Raw genomic sequence first — 17,182 nt, forward strand, 5'->3', positions numbered from 1 at the left:
GCGCTCACCCTCCCCGGACCCGGACCGGACAGTCCACCAGCCCCTCCTCGCCGTCCCGCTCCACCACGACCCGGCCGCCCGCCAGCCGCGACGTGTACCGCTCGACGACCGCCGCCTCCCAGCCGTCCCCCGCATCACGCACCACCGAACCGCCACCGGTGCGCCCCGGCGCCGGCGCCCACACCTCCAGCTCCAGCCCGCCGTCCGCACCCCGCACCGGAATCACCGACCCGGCCCGCGCCAGCACCGGCACCCGCGACAACGGCGCATCGACCACCACCTGCCCCGGCCCCTCGTACACCGCACCCGTCACCGTGTCGTACCAGCGCCCCGGCGGCAGCCGCACCGCCCGCTCACCCACCCCAGGACCGAACACCGGCGCCACCAGCAGCGCGTCACCCAGCAGGAACGCGTCCTCGCACCCGCGAAGCGCCCGGTCGCCCGGCGCGCCCCACCACACCGGACGCACATACGGAGCACCCGTCAGCCGGGCCAGCTGAGCGAGCGTCACCCAGTACGGGCGCAGCCGCTCCCGCTCCACCAGCACCGCCCGCGCGGCATCGAGCACCTGCGGCCCGAACTCCCACGGCTCCCGCCGCCCCGCGTCGATCGCCGCATGCGTACGGAACAACGGCAGATACGCCCCCAGCTGGAACCACCGCAGATACAGCTCCGGCGAAGGCGACCCGCCGAACCCGCCCACATCCGGCCCCGAGTACGGCACCCCGCACAGCCCGAGACCCAGCACCAGCGCAAGGGAAGCCCGCAGCCCCGGCCAGCCGGTCGTCACGTCTCCCGACCAGGTGCCCCCGTACCGCTGCATCCCCGCCCAGCCCGAACGCGAGAACAGGAACGGCCGCTCGTGCGGACGCAGCCGCCGGAGCCCCTCGTAACCGGCGCGCGCCATGGCGAGGCCGTACACGTTGTGGGCCTCCCGGTGGTCACCGCCGCGTCCCTCCAGCGAATGCCGCGCCGAACGGGGCAGCGTCGGATCACCGAACGCGGCGAACGACACCGGCTCGTTCATGTCGTGCCAGACACCGGAGAACCCTGGGCCAGCCGCTCCTCGTACAGCCCACCCCACCACTCACGGACCAACGGATCGGTGAAGTCCGGATACACGCACTCACCCGGCCACACCTCCCCGCGCACGATCCGCCCCCGGCCGTCCCGGACGAACGCACCCGAAGGCCCCACGGCCGCACCGGCGTCGAACACCGCGTTCCCCGGCACGGCGGGCACCGCCGGATCCACGATCGACACCAGCCGCACCCCGTCGCCGCGCAACTCCTCGGCCAGCCCGGGAAGATCGGGAAACCTCTCGCGGTCCACCGTGAACACCCGGTGCGCGTCGAAGTGGTCGATGTCCAGATGCAGTGCGGACAACGGCAGCCCCCGCTCCCGGTACCCCGCCACGATCCGCCGCACCTCCCGCTCGCTCCCGAACCCCCACCGGGCGTGCTGCGGACCCAGCGCCCAGGACGGCGGAAGAGCCGGCGCCCCCGTCAACGCGGCCCAGCCCTGCAGCACCCGGGCCGGTGTACCCGCCACCACCCAGCACCGCAGCGGCCCCCCGTCCACCCGCACCTCGGACATCCCCGGCCGGTCATGGCCGGAGCCGGCGCCCTCCTCCCCCTCGCGCAGCGTCACCCGCCCCGCCCAGGAGTTGTCGTGGAACGCCAGATGCGTCCCCGCGTCCGAGACGACCAGCTGCACCGGCATCGTCAGGTACAGCGGATCGTCCTGCGGCCCGAACCGGCCGCCCGGATCGGTGTTCCACAGCCCGTACACCCCGTCCCGGAGCCGCGGCCCCGCCGCCCGCCCGCCGAGCCCGAAGAACCGCGCGTCCGCGGGGACCTCGGACCGCTGCACCCACCGGGCGGGCCCGCCCGCCACTGGTTCCCACCACCGGGGCGGCAGCTCACGGCGGAGCACCACCCCGCCCGGAGTCCGCAGCTCCACCGCCCCGTGCCGGGACACCGCGACGGTCAGCCGCTCCGACACCACCTGCCACCCGCCGTCCTTGTCCGGCTCCAGCACGGCCCGCGGATCGGCGTCGGGCGCCAGCCCGGGCAGCGCGTACGACGGCAGCGGCTCCGCCCCGTCCCACCCCCAGAAGACCGCGCCGCCCACCGCCACCCGGACACGCAGCTCCGAACGGGCGAACCTCACCACGCCGCCACCCGGCCCCGGCTCCGCCCCGGCCAACGCCCCCGGCACCCGCGCCCGCTCCGGACCGCGCGCCGACAGCGCCCGCGCATCCACCCGCGAGCGCCGCCACGCCGAGCGCACCGTACGCAGTCCCTGCTTCGAACCGACCAGCTTCACCGAACGCACCAGGTCACGACCGTCCATGCGGCTCACCCTGCCATCCGGCGAAGCGGGAACGGGTTCTGTTCAACTTCCGTTCACCGTGGCCGCACGTGTCCGGAGCACATATCCGGACACGCGGCCATGGGCGGGCAACCCTGGTGCGAAAGACGATCACATGGCATCGTCCGTGAATGCCGCCTCACGCGCACACTCCAGCACGTGCGCGCGACCCACGCAGACCCCGCGTACCCGTACAGCCAGGGAGCCGACCGATGACCTCAGCAGCCGACGAAGCCCCCCTCTGGCAGCCAGGCCCGGACCGCATCGCGGCCGCTGCCGTCACCCGCTTCCAGCGCTGGGCGGCCGAGCGCCACGGCGCACCGGCCGAGGGCGGCTACGCAAGCCTGCACCGCTGGTCCGTCGACGAGCTCGACACCTTCTGGCAGGCTGTCGCCGAATGGTTCGACGTGCGGTTCTCCACCCCGTACGACACCGTCCTCGGCGACCGTGCCATGCCCGGCGCCCAGTGGTTCCCCGGCGCCACCCTCAACTACGCCGAACACGCGCTGCGCACCGCGGAGGACCCCCTGCGCGCCGACGCGCCCGCACTGCTCCACGTCGACGAGACCCACACCCAGGTCCCCCTCTCCTGGTCCGAGCTGCGCCGCCAGGTCGGCTCCCTCGCCGCCGGACTCCGCGCACTCGGCGTCACTCCGGGCGACCGCGTGAGCGGCTACCTCCCCAACATCCCCCAGGCGGTCGTCGCCTTCCTCGCCACCGCCGCCGTCGGCGGAGTCTGGACCTCCTGCGCCCCCGACTTCGGCGCCCGCAGCGTCCTCGACCGCTTCCAGCAGGTCGAACCCGTCGTCCTGTTCACCGTCGACGGCTACCGCTACGGCGGCAAGGAACACCCCCGCGCCGACACCGTCGCCGAACTGCGCCGCGAACTGCCCACCCTGCGCGCCGTCGTCCACATCCCGCTGCTCGGCACCGAGGCACCCGAAGGCACCCTCGACTGGTCCGCCCTCACCGAAGCGGACACCGAACCCGTCTTCGAGCAGGTCCCCTTCGACCACCCGCTGTGGGTGCTCTACTCCTCCGGCACCACCGGACTCCCCAAGGCCATCGTCCAGTCCCAGGGCGGCATCCTGCTCGAACACTTCAAGCAGATCGGGCTGCACTGCGACCTCGGCCCCGAGGACCGCTTCTTCTGGTACACCTCCACCGGCTGGATGATGTGGAACTTCCTCGTCTCCGGTCTCCTCACCGGCACCACACTCGTCCTGTACGACGGAAGCCCCGGCTACCCGGACGTCAGCGCCCAGTGGCGCGTCGCCGAGCAGACGGGCGCCACCCTCTTCGGGACCTCCGCCGCCTACGTCATGGCCTGCCGCAAGGCAGACATCCACCCGGGGCGCGACTTCGACCTCTCCCGCATCCAGTGCGTCGCCACCACGGGCTCCCCGCTGCCGCCCGACGGATTCCGCTGGCTCCACGACGAAGTGGCCGACGATCTGTGGATCGCCTCCGTCAGCGGCGGCACGGACGTCTGCAGCTGCTTCGCCGGAGCCGTCCCCACCCTCCCCGTCCACATCGGCGAACTCCAGGCCCCCTGCCTCGGCACCGACCTGCAGTCCTGGGACCCCGCGGGCCGCCCACTGACCGGCGAGGTGGGCGAACTCGTCGTCACCAAGCCCATGCCGTCCATGCCGATCCACTTCTGGAATGACCCCGACGGCAGCCGCTACCAAGACAGTTACTTCGAGATGTACCCCGGCACCTGGCGCCACGGCGACTGGATCACGATCACCGACCGGGGCTCCGTCGTCATCCACGGCCGCTCCGACTCCACCCTCAACCGCCAGGGCGTCCGCATGGGCTCCGCGGACATCTACGAAGCCGTCGAGCGGCTCCCCGAAATCCGCGAATCGCTCGTCATCGGCCTGGAGGAACCCGACGGCGGCTACTGGATGCCACTCTTCGTCCACCTCGCCGACGGCGCAGCACTCGACGACGACCTCCGCGACAGCATCAAGCGCACCATCCGCGAGAACCTCTCGCCGCGGCACGTCCCGGACGAGGTCATCGAGGTCCCCGGCATCCCGCACACCCTCACCGGCAAACGCATCGAGGTTCCGGTCAAGCGCCTGCTCCAGGGCACAGCCCTGGCCAAGGCCGTCAATCCCGGCTCGATCGACAACCTGGAACTCCTCCACTTCTACGAGGAGCTGGCGCGCAAGCGCCGCTGACGGACCGCACTGTCAGTGCCCATGATTACGCTGAGTGAGCAATGATCGACGGCGCACTGGGGGAATCATGGCGCAGACCAGGAACAAGCGGACCACCGTCCACGGCCGGACCGGCACCACCATGCGACGCTCGCTGCGCCGCGAAGCACCCAGCACCATCGGTCTCCTGACCGATGAACAGGACTTCGCGGCGATGCGGCACTACCGCACCTTCACCTTCGACGACCACACCGTCTACCTGCGGCAGGTGGAAGGCCTGCTCAAAGCCTTCGCCGCCCAGGGCATGCACACGACGGTCGCACTCTTCGACCCCGAGGAGTACGCGCAGTTCTGCACCGAGACGGACATCGCACCCGACTCCCCGGCCAGCCGCAGCCGCTTCACCGCGGAGATCGCGGCAGCCGGGGCCACCGTCGCCTACACCGGGCAGCCACTCGACGCCCTGATCCCGCTCCTCGTCGGCCGGGCCGTCCGCCGGGCCACCTGGGAGTACGCCACGATGCTTCTGGCCGAGCTGGGGGAGTGCGCCGACTGCGGCCAGGACGTCGGCCGCGCCGCCTTCGACCGGGCCTCCCACCTCCTCCTGCGCACGCTGGAGACAGCGGGTCCCGGCACCCACCACCTGGTCTGCAGCACCCCTACGGAGAACGAGCAACTGCTCGCCGCGCTGCACACCGAACGCGACAGCACCGGTCCCGCCCACATCGACTCGGCGGAAGGAGCCGAGTTCGTGACGGTGCTCGCCGTCGGCATCGCCCTCGAAAGCCACGGGGGAGTCGTCCTGCGGACGAGCGCGCCCGGCTCCCCGGACCGGGTGCACGGCTGGCGGCTCACCCGCGGCAGCCTCGTCCCGCTGACCGCGGGCGAGGTCTTCAGCGCCTACTGCACCGACGCCGACACCGGAGAGCCCGTCTCCCCGGAGTCGGGCGTGGAGTACTGCGCAGGCTTCGACATCGGCGCCGACGAACCGGAAACGCACCGCTGAAAGCACGAAGGGGCTCCCCGCCACCATGGGCGGGAAGCCCCTTCTCCCGGTTGTCCGGGCCCTGCGGTCCTACTCGCCCGACAGCACCGCCTGCGCGGCAACGCGCGCTTCCTCGGCGGAGTCCGCCGCACGCGCGGCGGACGCAGCCCGCTCGCACTGGGCGAGGGTGTACTTCGCCAGCGTGGTGCGCACATAAGGAATGGACGCGGCACCCATCGACAGGGATGTCACTCCCAGACCGGTCAGGACACAGGCGAGCAGCGGATCGGAGGCAGCCTCGCCACAGACGCCGCAGCTCTTGCCCTCGGCCCTGGCGGCATCGGCCGACATCGCCACCAGATCCAGCAGCGCCGGCTGCCACGGATCCTGCAGCCGGGACACCGCACCCACCTGACGGTCCGCCGCGAAGGCGTACTGAGCCAGGTCGTTGGTGCCCAGCGACAGGAACTCCACCTCCTGCAGCACCGAGCGCGCGCGCAGCGCGGCCGACGGAATCTCCACCATCGCACCGAACTTCGCCTGCAGCCCCGCCGCCCGGCACGCGTCCGCGAACGCCTTGGCGTCCGCGCGGTCCGCCACCATGGGCGCCATGACCTCGAGGTAGACGGGCAGCCCGTCAGCGGCCTTCGACAGAGCGGTCAGCTGGGTCCGCAGCACATCCGGGTGATCCAGCAGGCTGCGCAGCCCACGCACACCCAGCGCCGGGTTCGGCTCGTCCGCCGGCGTCAGGAAGTCCAGCGGCTTGTCCGCCCCGGCATCCAGCACCCGCACCACGACACGCCCCTCGGGGAACGCCTCGAGAACCGCGCGGTACGCCGCGATCTGCTTCTCCTCCGACGGCGCCTGCTTGCTGTCGTCCAGGAAGAGGAACTCGGTACGGAACAGCCCCACGCCCTCCGCGCCCGCCTCGAGGGCCGCCGGCACGTCGCCGGGCCCACCGATGTTGGCGAGCAGCGGCACCTTGTGGCCGTCGGACGTCGCACCGGGACCGGTCGACGCGGACAACGCGGCCTTGCGTGCGGCCGCCGCGTTCTCCATCTCCGCCCGCTTCTCGGCACTCGGCTCGACGAAGATCTCGCCGGTGCTGCCGTCCACAGCGATCACGGTGCCCTCGGCCAACTCGCCGGCACCGGGGAGCGCCACCACAGCGGGCACACCGAGCGCGCGCGCCAGAATGGCGCTGTGGCTGGTCGGTCCGCCCTCCTCGGTGACGAAGCCGAGCACCAGCGTGGGGTCGAGCAACGCCGTGTCGGCAGGCGCCAGGTCCCGCGCGATCAGCACGTACGGCTCATCGCTGTCCGGCACACCCGGCATCGGCACACCGAGCAGCCGCGCCACGATCCGATTGCGCACATCGTCGAGGTCGGCGACACGGCCCGCGAGGTACTCCCCGGCACCTGCCAACAGCGCCCGGTACGACGCGAAGGCGTCGTACACGCCGCGCTCGGCGGTGCTGCCGACAGCGATGCGCCGGTCGACATCAGCCATGAGCTCGGGGTCCTGAGCCATCATGGCCTGGGCCTCGAGCACGTGCTGGGCCTCGCCGCCGGCCAGGTTGCCGCGCGCGACGAGGTCGGCCGCCACAGCCTCCACGGCCTGCCGGGCCCGGCCCTGCTCGCGCTCGGCCTCCTCGGCCGGAATCTGCTTGGCCGGCGGTTCGAGCACAGCCGTGCCCATGTGCCGTACCTCGCCGATCGCCACACCGTGGCTCACGCCTACGCCCCGCAGCGTTGTCTCCATTTCACCTGTCTCCGATTGTGCGGCGGCCGATGCCCCCGCGGTGGATATCCCGTCGGCTGTCACTGCGCCGAACGCGTTACTGCCAGCCGAACAGTGCGTCGCCGACCTTCACGTCGCCGTCCTCGACGACGGAGGACAGAGAATCGGCGGTCGCCTCCAGCGCAACCACGGGGCAGATCGGCGACTTGCCAGCCGCCTCGACAGCTGCCGGGTCCCAGCGCACGATGCTCTGGCCGCGGGTGACGGTGTCACCCTTGTTCACAAGGAGGTCGAAGCCCTCGCCATTGAGCTGGACCGTGTCGATCCCGAGGTGGGTCAGCACCCCGTGGCCCTCGCTGTCCACGACCACGAAGGCGTGGGGGTGCAGGGAGACGACGATGCCGTCGACCGGCGACACGGCCTCGGACGGCTCGCGCACGGGGTCGATGGCGGTGCCGGGACCGACCATCGCGCCGGAGAAGACCGGGTCGGGTACTGCAGAGAGCCCGATGGCACGTCCGGCAAGAGGGGACGTCACAGTGGTCATGGGGGAGCCTCCCAGAGTGGAGCTTCAACGGTTGCCGCCACGGCTTGTAGGAGGACGGCGTACTGCTCAGCAGGGTAAGTCATAAGAAGTGACGGTTCCGCCTGAGTCCTGGTGGTTCGCAGACCTAGGGGTGCACCGGAAACGATTTGCCTCGACTCCCAGCAACCTGTACTGTCGTACTCCTGCCTGACCCCAACACGACATTGCGTCGGGGGTCGGCGGCGACTATCAAGCCCAAACCCTAACCCGATATCGGCACCGGCATGTCTGCTGGAGCTGGTCAATGGGACCGGATAAGGCTGATAGAGTCGGACTCGCCGAAAGGGAAAACCGCGAAAGCGAATTCCCCGAAAGCAATTCAGTAAGAATCCCGCTTCGACCGGGAATCGGACACGAAAGAGTCTGATAGAGTCGGAAACGCAAGACCGAAGGGAAGCGCCCGGAGGAAAGTCGCAGAAAATGTTCTGCGGTGAGTACAAAGGAAGCGTCCGTTCCTTGAGAACTCAACAGCGTGCCAAAAGTCAACGCCAGATATGTTGATACCCCGACCTGCTTCGGCAGGTTCGAGGTTCCTTTGAAAGTCCTGCGAGGTCACTGACCTGGCAGGCAATGCACATAGCGAGGACACAGTGGACGGTCGGTCTTATTCCGACTTGATCGTTCCGCTCTCGTGTGTGTGATCCCGATTACGGGAAAACATTCACGGAGAGTTTGATCCTGGCTCAGGACGAACGCTGGCGGCGTGCTTAACACATGCAAGTCGAACGATGAAACCCTTCGGGGTGGATTAGTGGCGAACGGGTGAGTAACACGTGGGCAATCTGCCCTTCACTCTGGGACAAGCCCTGGAAACGGGGTCTAATACCGGATAATACTTTCCCTCTCATGGGGGAAGGTTAAAAGCTCCGGCGGTGAAGGATGAGCCCGCGGCCTATCAGCTAGTTGGTGGGGTAATGGCCTACCAAGGCGACGACGGGTAGCCGGCCTGAGAGGGCGACCGGCCACACTGGGACTGAGACACGGCCCAGACTCCTACGGGAGGCAGCAGTGGGGAATATTGCACAATGGGCGAAAGCCTGATGCAGCGACGCCGCGTGAGGGATGACGGCCTTCGGGTTGTAAACCTCTTTCAGCAGGGAAGAAGCGAAAGTGACGGTACCTGCAGAAGAAGCGCCGGCTAACTACGTGCCAGCAGCCGCGGTAATACGTAGGGCGCAAGCGTTGTCCGGAATTATTGGGCGTAAAGAGCTCGTAGGCGGCTTGTTGCGTCGGTTGTGAAAGCCCGGGGCTTAACCCCGGGTCTGCAGTCGATACGGGCAGGCTAGAGTGTGGTAGGGGAGATCGGAATTCCTGGTGTAGCGGTGAAATGCGCAGATATCAGGAGGAACACCGGTGGCGAAGGCGGATCTCTGGGCCATTACTGACGCTGAGGAGCGAAAGCGTGGGGAGCGAACAGGATTAGATACCCTGGTAGTCCACGCCGTAAACGTTGGGAACTAGGTGTTGGCGACATTCCACGTCGTCGGTGCCGCAGCTAACGCATTAAGTTCCCCGCCTGGGGAGTACGGCCGCAAGGCTAAAACTCAAAGGAATTGACGGGGGCCCGCACAAGCAGCGGAGCATGTGGCTTAATTCGACGCAACGCGAAGAACCTTACCAAGGCTTGACATACACCGGAAAGCATCAGAGATGGTGCCCCCCTTGTGGTCGGTGTACAGGTGGTGCATGGCTGTCGTCAGCTCGTGTCGTGAGATGTTGGGTTAAGTCCCGCAACGAGCGCAACCCTTGTTCTGTGTTGCCAGCATGCCCTTCGGGGTGATGGGGACTCACAGGAGACTGCCGGGGTCAACTCGGAGGAAGGTGGGGACGACGTCAAGTCATCATGCCCCTTATGTCTTGGGCTGCACACGTGCTACAATGGCCGGTACAATGAGCTGCGATGCCGCGAGGCGGAGCGAATCTCAAAAAGCCGGTCTCAGTTCGGATTGGGGTCTGCAACTCGACCCCATGAAGTCGGAGTTGCTAGTAATCGCAGATCAGCATTGCTGCGGTGAATACGTTCCCGGGCCTTGTACACACCGCCCGTCACGTCACGAAAGTCGGTAACACCCGAAGCCGGTGGCCCAACCCCTTGTGGGAGGGAGCTGTCGAAGGTGGGACTGGCGATTGGGACGAAGTCGTAACAAGGTAGCCGTACCGGAAGGTGCGGCTGGATCACCTCCTTTCTAAGGAGCACTTCTTACTCGGTTCGCCGGGTCAGAGGCCAGTACACCGGCGAATGTTCGGTGCTGGTTGCTCATGGGTGGAACGTTGACTATTCAGTACCTGGGGTTCAACCGGGTCGTAAGTACTGCTCTTCGGAGCGTGGAAAACGAACCGAGTGGATTCGAGGTGCTGGGCACGCTGTTGGGTATCTGAAGGTACGGCCGTCATGGTCGTCCTTCGGTTGCCGGCCCCAGTGAACTCGCCCGGTAAGGGTGGGGTGATGGGTGGCTGGTCGTTGTTTGAGAACTGCACAGTGGACGCGAGCATCTGTGGCCAAGTTTTTAAGGGCGCACGGTGGATGCCTTGGCACCAGGAACCGATGAAGGACGTGGGAGGCCACGATAGGCCCCGGGGAGCTGTCAACCAAGCTTTGATCCGGGGGTGTCCGAATGGGGAAACCCGGCAGTCGTCATGGGCTGTCACCCGCTGCTGAACACATAGGCAGTGTGGAGGGAACGAGGGGAAGTGAAACATCTCAGTACCCTCAGGAAGAGAAAACAACCGTGATTCCGGGAGTAGTGGCGAGCGAAACTGGATCAGGCCAAACCGTATGCGTGTGATACCCGGCAGGGGTTGCGCATGCGGGGTTGTGGGATCTCTTTTTCACGGTCTGCCGGCTGTGAGACGAGTCAGAAACCGTTGATGTAGGCGAAGGACATGCGAAAGGTCCGGCGTAGAGGGTAAGACCCCCGTAGCTGAAACATTAACGGCTCGTTTAAGAGACACCCAAGTAGCACGGGGCCCGAGAAATCCCGTGTGAATCTGGCGGGACCACCCGTTAAGCCTAAATATTCCCTGGTGACCGATAGCGGATAGTACCGTGAGGGAATGGTGAAAAGTACCGCGGGAGCGGAGTGAAATAGTACCTGAAACCGTGTGCCTACAAGCCGTGGGAGCGTCGCTGTATGTGCTTGCACATGCAGTCGTGACTGCGTGCCTTTTGAAGAATGAGCCTGCGAGTTTGCGGTGTGTTGCGAGGTTAACCCGTGTGGGGAAGCCGTAGCGAAAGCGAGTCCGAATAGGGCGATTTAGTAGCGCGCTCAAGACCCGAAGCGGAGTGATCTAGCCATGGGCAGGTTGAAGCGGAGGTAAGACTTCGTGGAGGACCGAACCCACCAGGGTTGAAAACCTGGGGGATGACCTGTGGTTAGGGGTGAAAGGCCAATCAAACTCCGTGATAGCTGGTTCTCCCCGAAATGCATTTAGGTGCAGCGTCGTGTGTTTCTTGCCGGAGGTAGAGCACTGGATAGGCGATGGGCCCTACCGGGTTACTGACCTTAGCCAAACTCCGAATGCCGGTAAGTGAGAGCACGGCAGTGAGACTGTGGGGGATAAGCTCCATGGTCGAGAGGGAAACAGCCCAGAGCATCGACTAAGGCCCCTAAGCGTACGCTAAGTGGGAAAGGATGTGGAGTCGCAGAGACAACCAGGAGGTTGGCTTAGAAGCAGCCACCCTTGAAAGAGTGCGTAATAGCTCACTGGTCAAGTGATTCCGCGCCGACAATGTAGCGGGGCTCAAGCGTACCGCCGAAGTCGTGTCATTCATACACATATCCCCAACGGGAGTATGGATGGGTAGGGGAGCGTCGTGTGCCGAGTGAAGCAGCCGCGGAAGCGAGTTGTGGACGGTTCACGAGTGAGAATGCAGGCATGAGTAGCGATACACACGTGAGAAACGTGTGCGCCGATTGACTAAGGGTTCCTGGGTCAAGCTGATCTGCCCAGGGTAAGTCGGGACCTAAGGCGAGGCCGACAGGCGTAGTCGATGGACAACCGGTTGATATTCCGGTACCCGCTTTGAAACGCCCAATACTGAATCAGGCGATGCTAAGTCCGTGAAGCCGGCCCGATCTCTTCGGAGTTGAGGGTAGTGGTGGAGCCGACGAACCAGACTTGTACTAGGTAAGCGATGGGGTGACGCAGGAAGGTAGTCCAGCCCGGGCGGTGGTAGTCCCGGGGTAAGGGTGTAGGCCGTGTGGTAGGTAAATCCGTCACACATTAAGGCTGAGACCTGATGCCGAGCCGATTGTGGTGAAGTGGATGATCCTATGCTGTCGAGAAAAGCCTCTAGCGAGTTTCATGGCGGCCCGTACCCTAAACCGACTCAGGTGGTCAGGTAGAGAATACCGAGGCGTTCGGGTGAACTATGGTTAAGGAACTCGGCAAAATGCCCCCGTAACTTCGGGAGAAGGGGGGCCATCACTGGTGATTGGATTTACTCCATGAGCTGGGGGTGGCCGCAGAGACCAGCGAGAAGCGACTGTTTACTAAAAACACAGGTCCGTGCGAAGCCGTAAGGCGATGTATACGGACTGACGCCTGCCCGGTGCTGGAACGTTAAGGGGACCGGTTAGCTGACTTTCGGGTCGGCGAAGCTGAGAACTTAAGCGCCAGTAAACGGCGGTGGTAACTATAACCATCCTAAGGTAGCGAAATTCCTTGTCGGGTAAGTTCCGACCTGCACGAATGGCGTAACGACTTCTCGACTGTCTCAACCATAGGCCCGGTGAAATTGCACTACGAGTAAAGATGCTCGTTTCGCGCAGCAGGACGGAAAGACCCCGGGACCTTTACTATAGTTTGATATTGGTGTTCGGTTCGGCTTGTGTAGGATAGGTGGGAGACTTTGAAGCGGCCACGCCAGTGGTTGTGGAGTCGTCGTTGAAATACCACTCTGGTCGTGCTGGATGTCTAACCTGGGTCCGTGATCCGGATCAGGGACAGTGTCTGATGGGTAGTTTAACTGGGGCGGTTGCCTCCTAAAGAGTAACGGAGGCGCCCAAAGGTTCCCTCAGCCTGGTTGGCAATCAGGTGTTGAGTGTAAGTGCACAAGGGAGCTTGACTGTGAGACCGACGGGTCGAGCAGGGACGAAAGTCGGGACTAGTGATCCGGCAGTGGCTTGTGGAAGCGCTGTCGCTCAACGGATAAAAGGTACCCCGGGGATAACAGGCTGATCTTCCCCAAGAGTCCATATCGACGGGATGGTTTGGCACCTCGATGTCGGCTCGTCGCATCCTGGGGCTGGAGTCGGTCCCAAGGGTTGGGCTGTTCGCCCATTAAAGCGGTACGCGAGCTGGGTTTAGAACGTCGTGAGACAGTTCGGTCCCTATCCGCTGTGCGCGTAGGAATATTGAGAAGGGCTGTCCCTAGTACGAGAGGACCGGGACGGACGAACCTCTGGTGTGCCAGTTGTCCTGCCAAGGGCATGGCTGGTTGGCTACGTTCGGAAAGGATAACCGCTGAAAGCATCTAAGCGGGAAGCCTGCTTCGAGATGAGTATTCCCACCCTCTTGAGGGGTTAAGGCTCCCAGTAGACGACTGGGTTGATAGGCCAGATGTGGAAGCCCGGTAACGGGTGGAGCTGACTGGTACTAATAGGCCGAGGGCTTGTCCTCAGTTGCTCGCGTCCACTGTGTTAGTTCTGAAATAACGAACGGCCGTGTTTTGTTCCGGTGTTGGTTAATTTCATAGTGTTTCGGTGGTCATTGCGTTAGGGAAACGCCCGGTTACATTCCGAACCCGGAAGCTAAGCCTTTCAGCGCCGATGGTACTGCAGGGGGGACCCTGTGGGAGAGTAGGACGCCGCCGAACTCCTTTTAAAATAGTTAAGCCCCGTGCCCTTGTGGCACGGGGCTTTTCTGCGTTCCCCGACGGTTGCCCGTACCCCCGTGTCCCTGCCGGCCGCAACTGAGGGTAAGGTCAGGGGGCATCATTGGCACGTTCTTCACAGGAGGCCCCCGGGTGGAGGTCCAGGAGACTCGCGTTCAGACGAACCGGGTCCTCACCATCCCCAACATCCTCAGCATGGCTCGCCTCGTCGGCGTACCTGTCTTCCTGTGGCTGATTCTCCGCCCCGAGTTCGGCGGCCCGAAGAGCGACGGCTGGGCATTGCTGGTACTCATGTTCAGCGGCGTCAGTGACTACCTCGACGGTAAGCTCGCACGCCGCTGGAACCAGATCAGCAGCCTGGGACGGCTGCTGGACCCGGCTGCCGACCGCCTCTACATTCTTTCGACTCTCGTCGGGCTGACCTGGCGGGAGATCCTTCCCCTCTGGCTCACCGCAGCTCTTCTCGCGCGTGAGCTGATGCTCCTCGTGATGGTGGCAATCCTGCGCCGTCACGGCTATCCACCGCCACAGGTGAACTTCCTGGGTAAGGCGGCCACGTTCAACCTGATGTACGCCTTTCCCTTGTTGCTGCTCAGCGACGGAGGTGGTTGGCTGGCAACACTGGCCACTGTTTTCGGATGGGCGTTCGCAGGATGGGGTACAACTCTCTACTGGTGGGCAGGAGTCCTCTACGTGGTTCAGGTCCGCCGGCTCGTCAAGGCGGATGCAGTAGCCGATTGAGCCTGTTGAAGCGGTGTCGCGCAGTGTGGCCGGCCCGCGGCTGATGACACAGATGATGCCCCGACGGGTGAAGTCGGCTAAACCGTCGTCTCTTATAGGAGGACGTTTCCGACATGAAGGCCGTTGTGATGGCAGGCGGCGAAGGTACACGCCTTCGCCCTATGACCTCAAGCATGCCCAAGCCGCTCCTGCCCGTAGCCAATCGGCCGATCATGGAGCATGTTCTCCGGCTGCTCAAGCGGCACGGGCTCAACGAGACGGTGGTGACCGTCCAGTTTCTCGCGTCCCTGGTGAAGAACTACTTCGGGGACGGCGAAGAGCTCGGGATGGAGCTCACCTACGCCAACGAGGAGAAACCGCTCGGCACCGCGGGCAGCGTGAAGAATGCCGAAGAGGCATTGAAGGACGACACCTTCCTCGTCATTTCCGGTGACGCGCTCACCGATTTCGACCTCACCGATCTCATCGCCTTCCACAAGGAAAAGGGCGGCCTGGTCACGGTCTGCCTCACGCGTGTACCGAATCCCCTGGAATTCGGCATCACGATCGTGGACGAAGCGGGTCAGGTCGAGAGGTTCCTGGAGAAGCCCACCTGGGGTCAGGTCTTCTCCGACACCGTCAATACGGGCATCTACGTGATGGAGCCCGAGGTCTTCAACTACGTCGAGGCCGATGCCTCCGTGGACTGGTCCGGGGACGTCTTCCCGCAGCTCATGAAGGAAGGCAAGCCCATCTACGGCTATATCGCCGAGGGCTACTGGGAGGACGTGGGCACGCACGAGAGCTACGTGAAGGCCCAGGCCGACGTTCTCGAGCGCAAGGTCGACGTGGAGCTCGACGGCTTCGAGATCTCGCCCGGCGTGTGGGTGGCCGAAGGCGCCGAAGTGCATCCGGACGCGGTACTGCGAGGGCCCCTGTACATCGGCGACTATGCCAAGGTCGAAGCCGGCGTGGAGATCCGTGAACACACGGTGATCGGGTCGAATGTCGTCGTGAAGAGCGGGGCGTTCCTGCACAAGGCCGTCGTGCACGACAACGTCTATATCGGCGATCACAGCAACCTGCGCGGCTGCGTGATCGGCAAGAACACCGACATCATGCGTGCGGCCCGGATCGAGGACGGTGCGGTGATCGGCGACGAGTGCCTCGTCGGCGAGGAATCGATCATCCAGGGCAACGTCCGCGTCTATCCCTTCAAGACCATCGAGGCCGGCGCGTTCGTCAACACCTCGGTCATCTGGGAGTCGCGCGGACAGGCTCACCTCTTCGGGGCCCGAGGCGTTTCCGGCATCCTGAACGTCGAGATCACGCCGGAACTGGCTGTCAGGCTGGCCGGAGCGTATGCGACGACGCTGAAGAAGGGCTCCACGGTCACCACCGCGCGTGACCACTCCCGTGGCGCCCGCGCGCTGAAAAGAGCGGTGATCTCCGCGCTGCAGGCCAGCGCGATCGATGTCCGTGACCTCGAGAACGTACCGCTGCCCGTGGCGCGCCAGCAGACCGCGCGTGGCAGCGCGGGCGGAATCATGATCCGGACGTCGCCGGGCGTGCCCGACTCCGTCGACATCATGTTCTTCGACGAACGGGGTGCGGACCTCTCCCAGGCGCAGCAGCGAAAGCTGGACCGCGTCTACGCCCGACAGGAATATCGCCGTGCCTTCCCCGGCGAGATCGGGGACCTGCACTTCCCGTCCAGCGTCTTCGACTCGTACACCGGGTCCCTGCTGCGCAACGTGGACACCACGGGGATCGCCGACGCCGGCCTCAAGGTCGTCGTCGACGCCTCCAACGGCAGCGCGGGGCTTGTCCTGCCCAGCCTGCTGGGACGGCTCGGAGTGGACGCGCTGACCATCAATCCCGGGCTCGACGAGTCGCGTCCGACCGAGACGGCCGAGACCCGGCGGTCCGGGCTGGTGCGGCTGGGCGAGATCGTCTCCTCGGCGAGGGCCGCCTTCGGCATCCGGTTCGACCCGGTGGGCGAGCGGCTTTCGCTGGTCGACGAGCGGGGGCGGATCGTCGAGGACGACCGGGCCCTGCTGGTCATGCTCGACCTCGTCGCCGCCGAGCGGCGCAGCGGGCGGGTGGCGCTGCCGGTGACCACCACCCGCGTCGCCGAGCAGGTGGCCGCTTACCACGGCACCCAGGTCGAGTGGACGACGACGTCGCCCGACGACCTGACCAGGGTGGGCCGCGAGGAAGGCACCATCTTCGGGGGAGACGGCCGCGGCGGATTCATCGTTCCGGAGTTCAGCAGCGTCTTCGACGGATCGGCCGCGTTCGTGCGGCTGATCGGGCTGGTGGCCAGGACGCAGCTCACGCTCAGCCAGATCGACGCACGCATTCCGCGTGCTCACGTCCTGCGCCGTGATCTGGCGACTCCGTGGGCGGTGAAGGGCCTCGTGATGCGCAGCGTCGTCGAAGCCGCCGGAGACCGCAGCGTCGATACGACGGACGGTGTGCGGGTCGTCGAGGCGGACGGGCGCTGGGTGATGGTGCTGCCGGACCGCGCGGAAGCAGTCACCCATCTGTGGGCGGAAGGGCCGGACGATGCCTCGGCGCAGGCTCTCCTGGACGAGTGGTCGGCGGTCGTCGACAGCGCGGGCAACTGAGCCGTCCGGCCAGTGCGGCGGCGCAGGTACTGCCGCCGCAGTGGCCGGCAGGTCCGTGGATCCCACCGGTGTGCCGGGGGTGTCGTTCGACGGCGCCCGGCACACCGGTGGGGCCATTCGGCGGTAGCTACTGCGACGTGCGAC

The 17,182-nt window shown here is 65.6% G+C and carries 6 protein-coding genes, 3 rRNA genes and 1 pseudogene; 7 read left to right on the plus strand and 3 right to left on the minus strand.

Annotated features, from left to right (window positions below):
- Positions 1 to 4 precede the first annotated feature (4 nt).
- A pseudogene (locus tag LNW71_RS28810) lies at positions 5 to 2,355 on the minus strand (glycoside hydrolase family 31 protein).
- Positions 2,356 to 2,585: 230 nt separating this feature from the next.
- On the opposite strand from LNW71_RS28810, the gene LNW71_RS28815 reads away from it, so the two are divergent.
- Both LNW71_RS28815 and LNW71_RS28820 read left to right on the plus strand, forming a co-directional pair.
- Positions 2,586 to 4,562 carry an acetoacetate--CoA ligase gene (locus LNW71_RS28815; protein WP_250970869.1) on the plus strand — a complete coding sequence of 659 codons (1,977 nt, stop codon included), beginning with the start codon at positions 2,586 to 2,588 and terminating at the stop codon, positions 4,560 to 4,562.
- Between the two features lie 67 nt (positions 4,563 to 4,629).
- The gene (locus tag LNW71_RS28820) at positions 4,630 to 5,547 is read left to right on the plus strand and encodes a hypothetical protein (protein ID WP_250970870.1); all 918 of its coding nucleotides are present in this window, start codon (positions 4,630 to 4,632) and stop codon (positions 5,545 to 5,547) included.
- 69 nt (positions 5,548 to 5,616) lie between these two features.
- On the opposite strand, the gene ptsP is transcribed toward LNW71_RS28820, so the two are convergent.
- On the minus strand, positions 5,617 to 7,287 hold the full coding sequence (gene ptsP / locus LNW71_RS28825; protein WP_250970871.1) for a phosphoenolpyruvate--protein phosphotransferase: 1,671 nt from the start codon (positions 7,285 to 7,287) through the stop codon (positions 5,617 to 5,619).
- Between the two features lie 76 nt (positions 7,288 to 7,363).
- On the minus strand, positions 7,364 to 7,813 hold the full coding sequence (locus LNW71_RS28830; RefSeq protein WP_250970872.1) for a PTS glucose transporter subunit IIA: 450 nt from the start codon (positions 7,811 to 7,813) through the stop codon (positions 7,364 to 7,366).
- Positions 7,814 to 8,512: 699 nt separating this feature from the next.
- Here LNW71_RS28830 and LNW71_RS28835 point away from each other — a divergent pair.
- The 5 genes from LNW71_RS28835 (at position 8,513) to LNW71_RS28855 (ending at position 17,038) form a co-directional block, all read left to right on the plus strand.
- Positions 8,513 to 10,038 (plus strand): 16S ribosomal RNA (locus tag LNW71_RS28835).
- 311 nt (positions 10,039 to 10,349) lie between these two features.
- Positions 10,350 to 13,474, plus strand: a 23S ribosomal RNA gene (locus tag LNW71_RS28840).
- A 79-nt stretch (positions 13,475 to 13,553) separates the two neighbouring features.
- Positions 13,554 to 13,670 (plus strand): 5S ribosomal RNA (rrf, locus tag LNW71_RS28845).
- The 16S, 23S and 5S rRNA genes sit together here, the layout of an rRNA operon.
- Positions 13,671 to 13,820: 150 nt before the next feature.
- Positions 13,821 to 14,429: a CDP-alcohol phosphatidyltransferase family protein gene (locus tag LNW71_RS28850; RefSeq protein WP_250970873.1), complete on the plus strand. Its 609-nt coding sequence runs from the start codon at positions 13,821 to 13,823 to the stop codon at positions 14,427 to 14,429.
- Between the two features lie 113 nt (positions 14,430 to 14,542).
- A complete protein-coding gene (locus LNW71_RS28855) occupies positions 14,543 to 17,038 on the plus strand; it encodes a mannose-1-phosphate guanyltransferase (protein WP_250970874.1) in 2,496 nt (831 codons plus the stop codon).
- Positions 17,039 to 17,182 lie beyond the last annotated feature (144 nt).

It is taken from the genome of Streptomyces sp. RKAG290, assembly GCF_023701695.1.
Classification (GTDB): Bacteria; Actinomycetota; Actinomycetes; order Streptomycetales; family Streptomycetaceae; genus Streptomyces.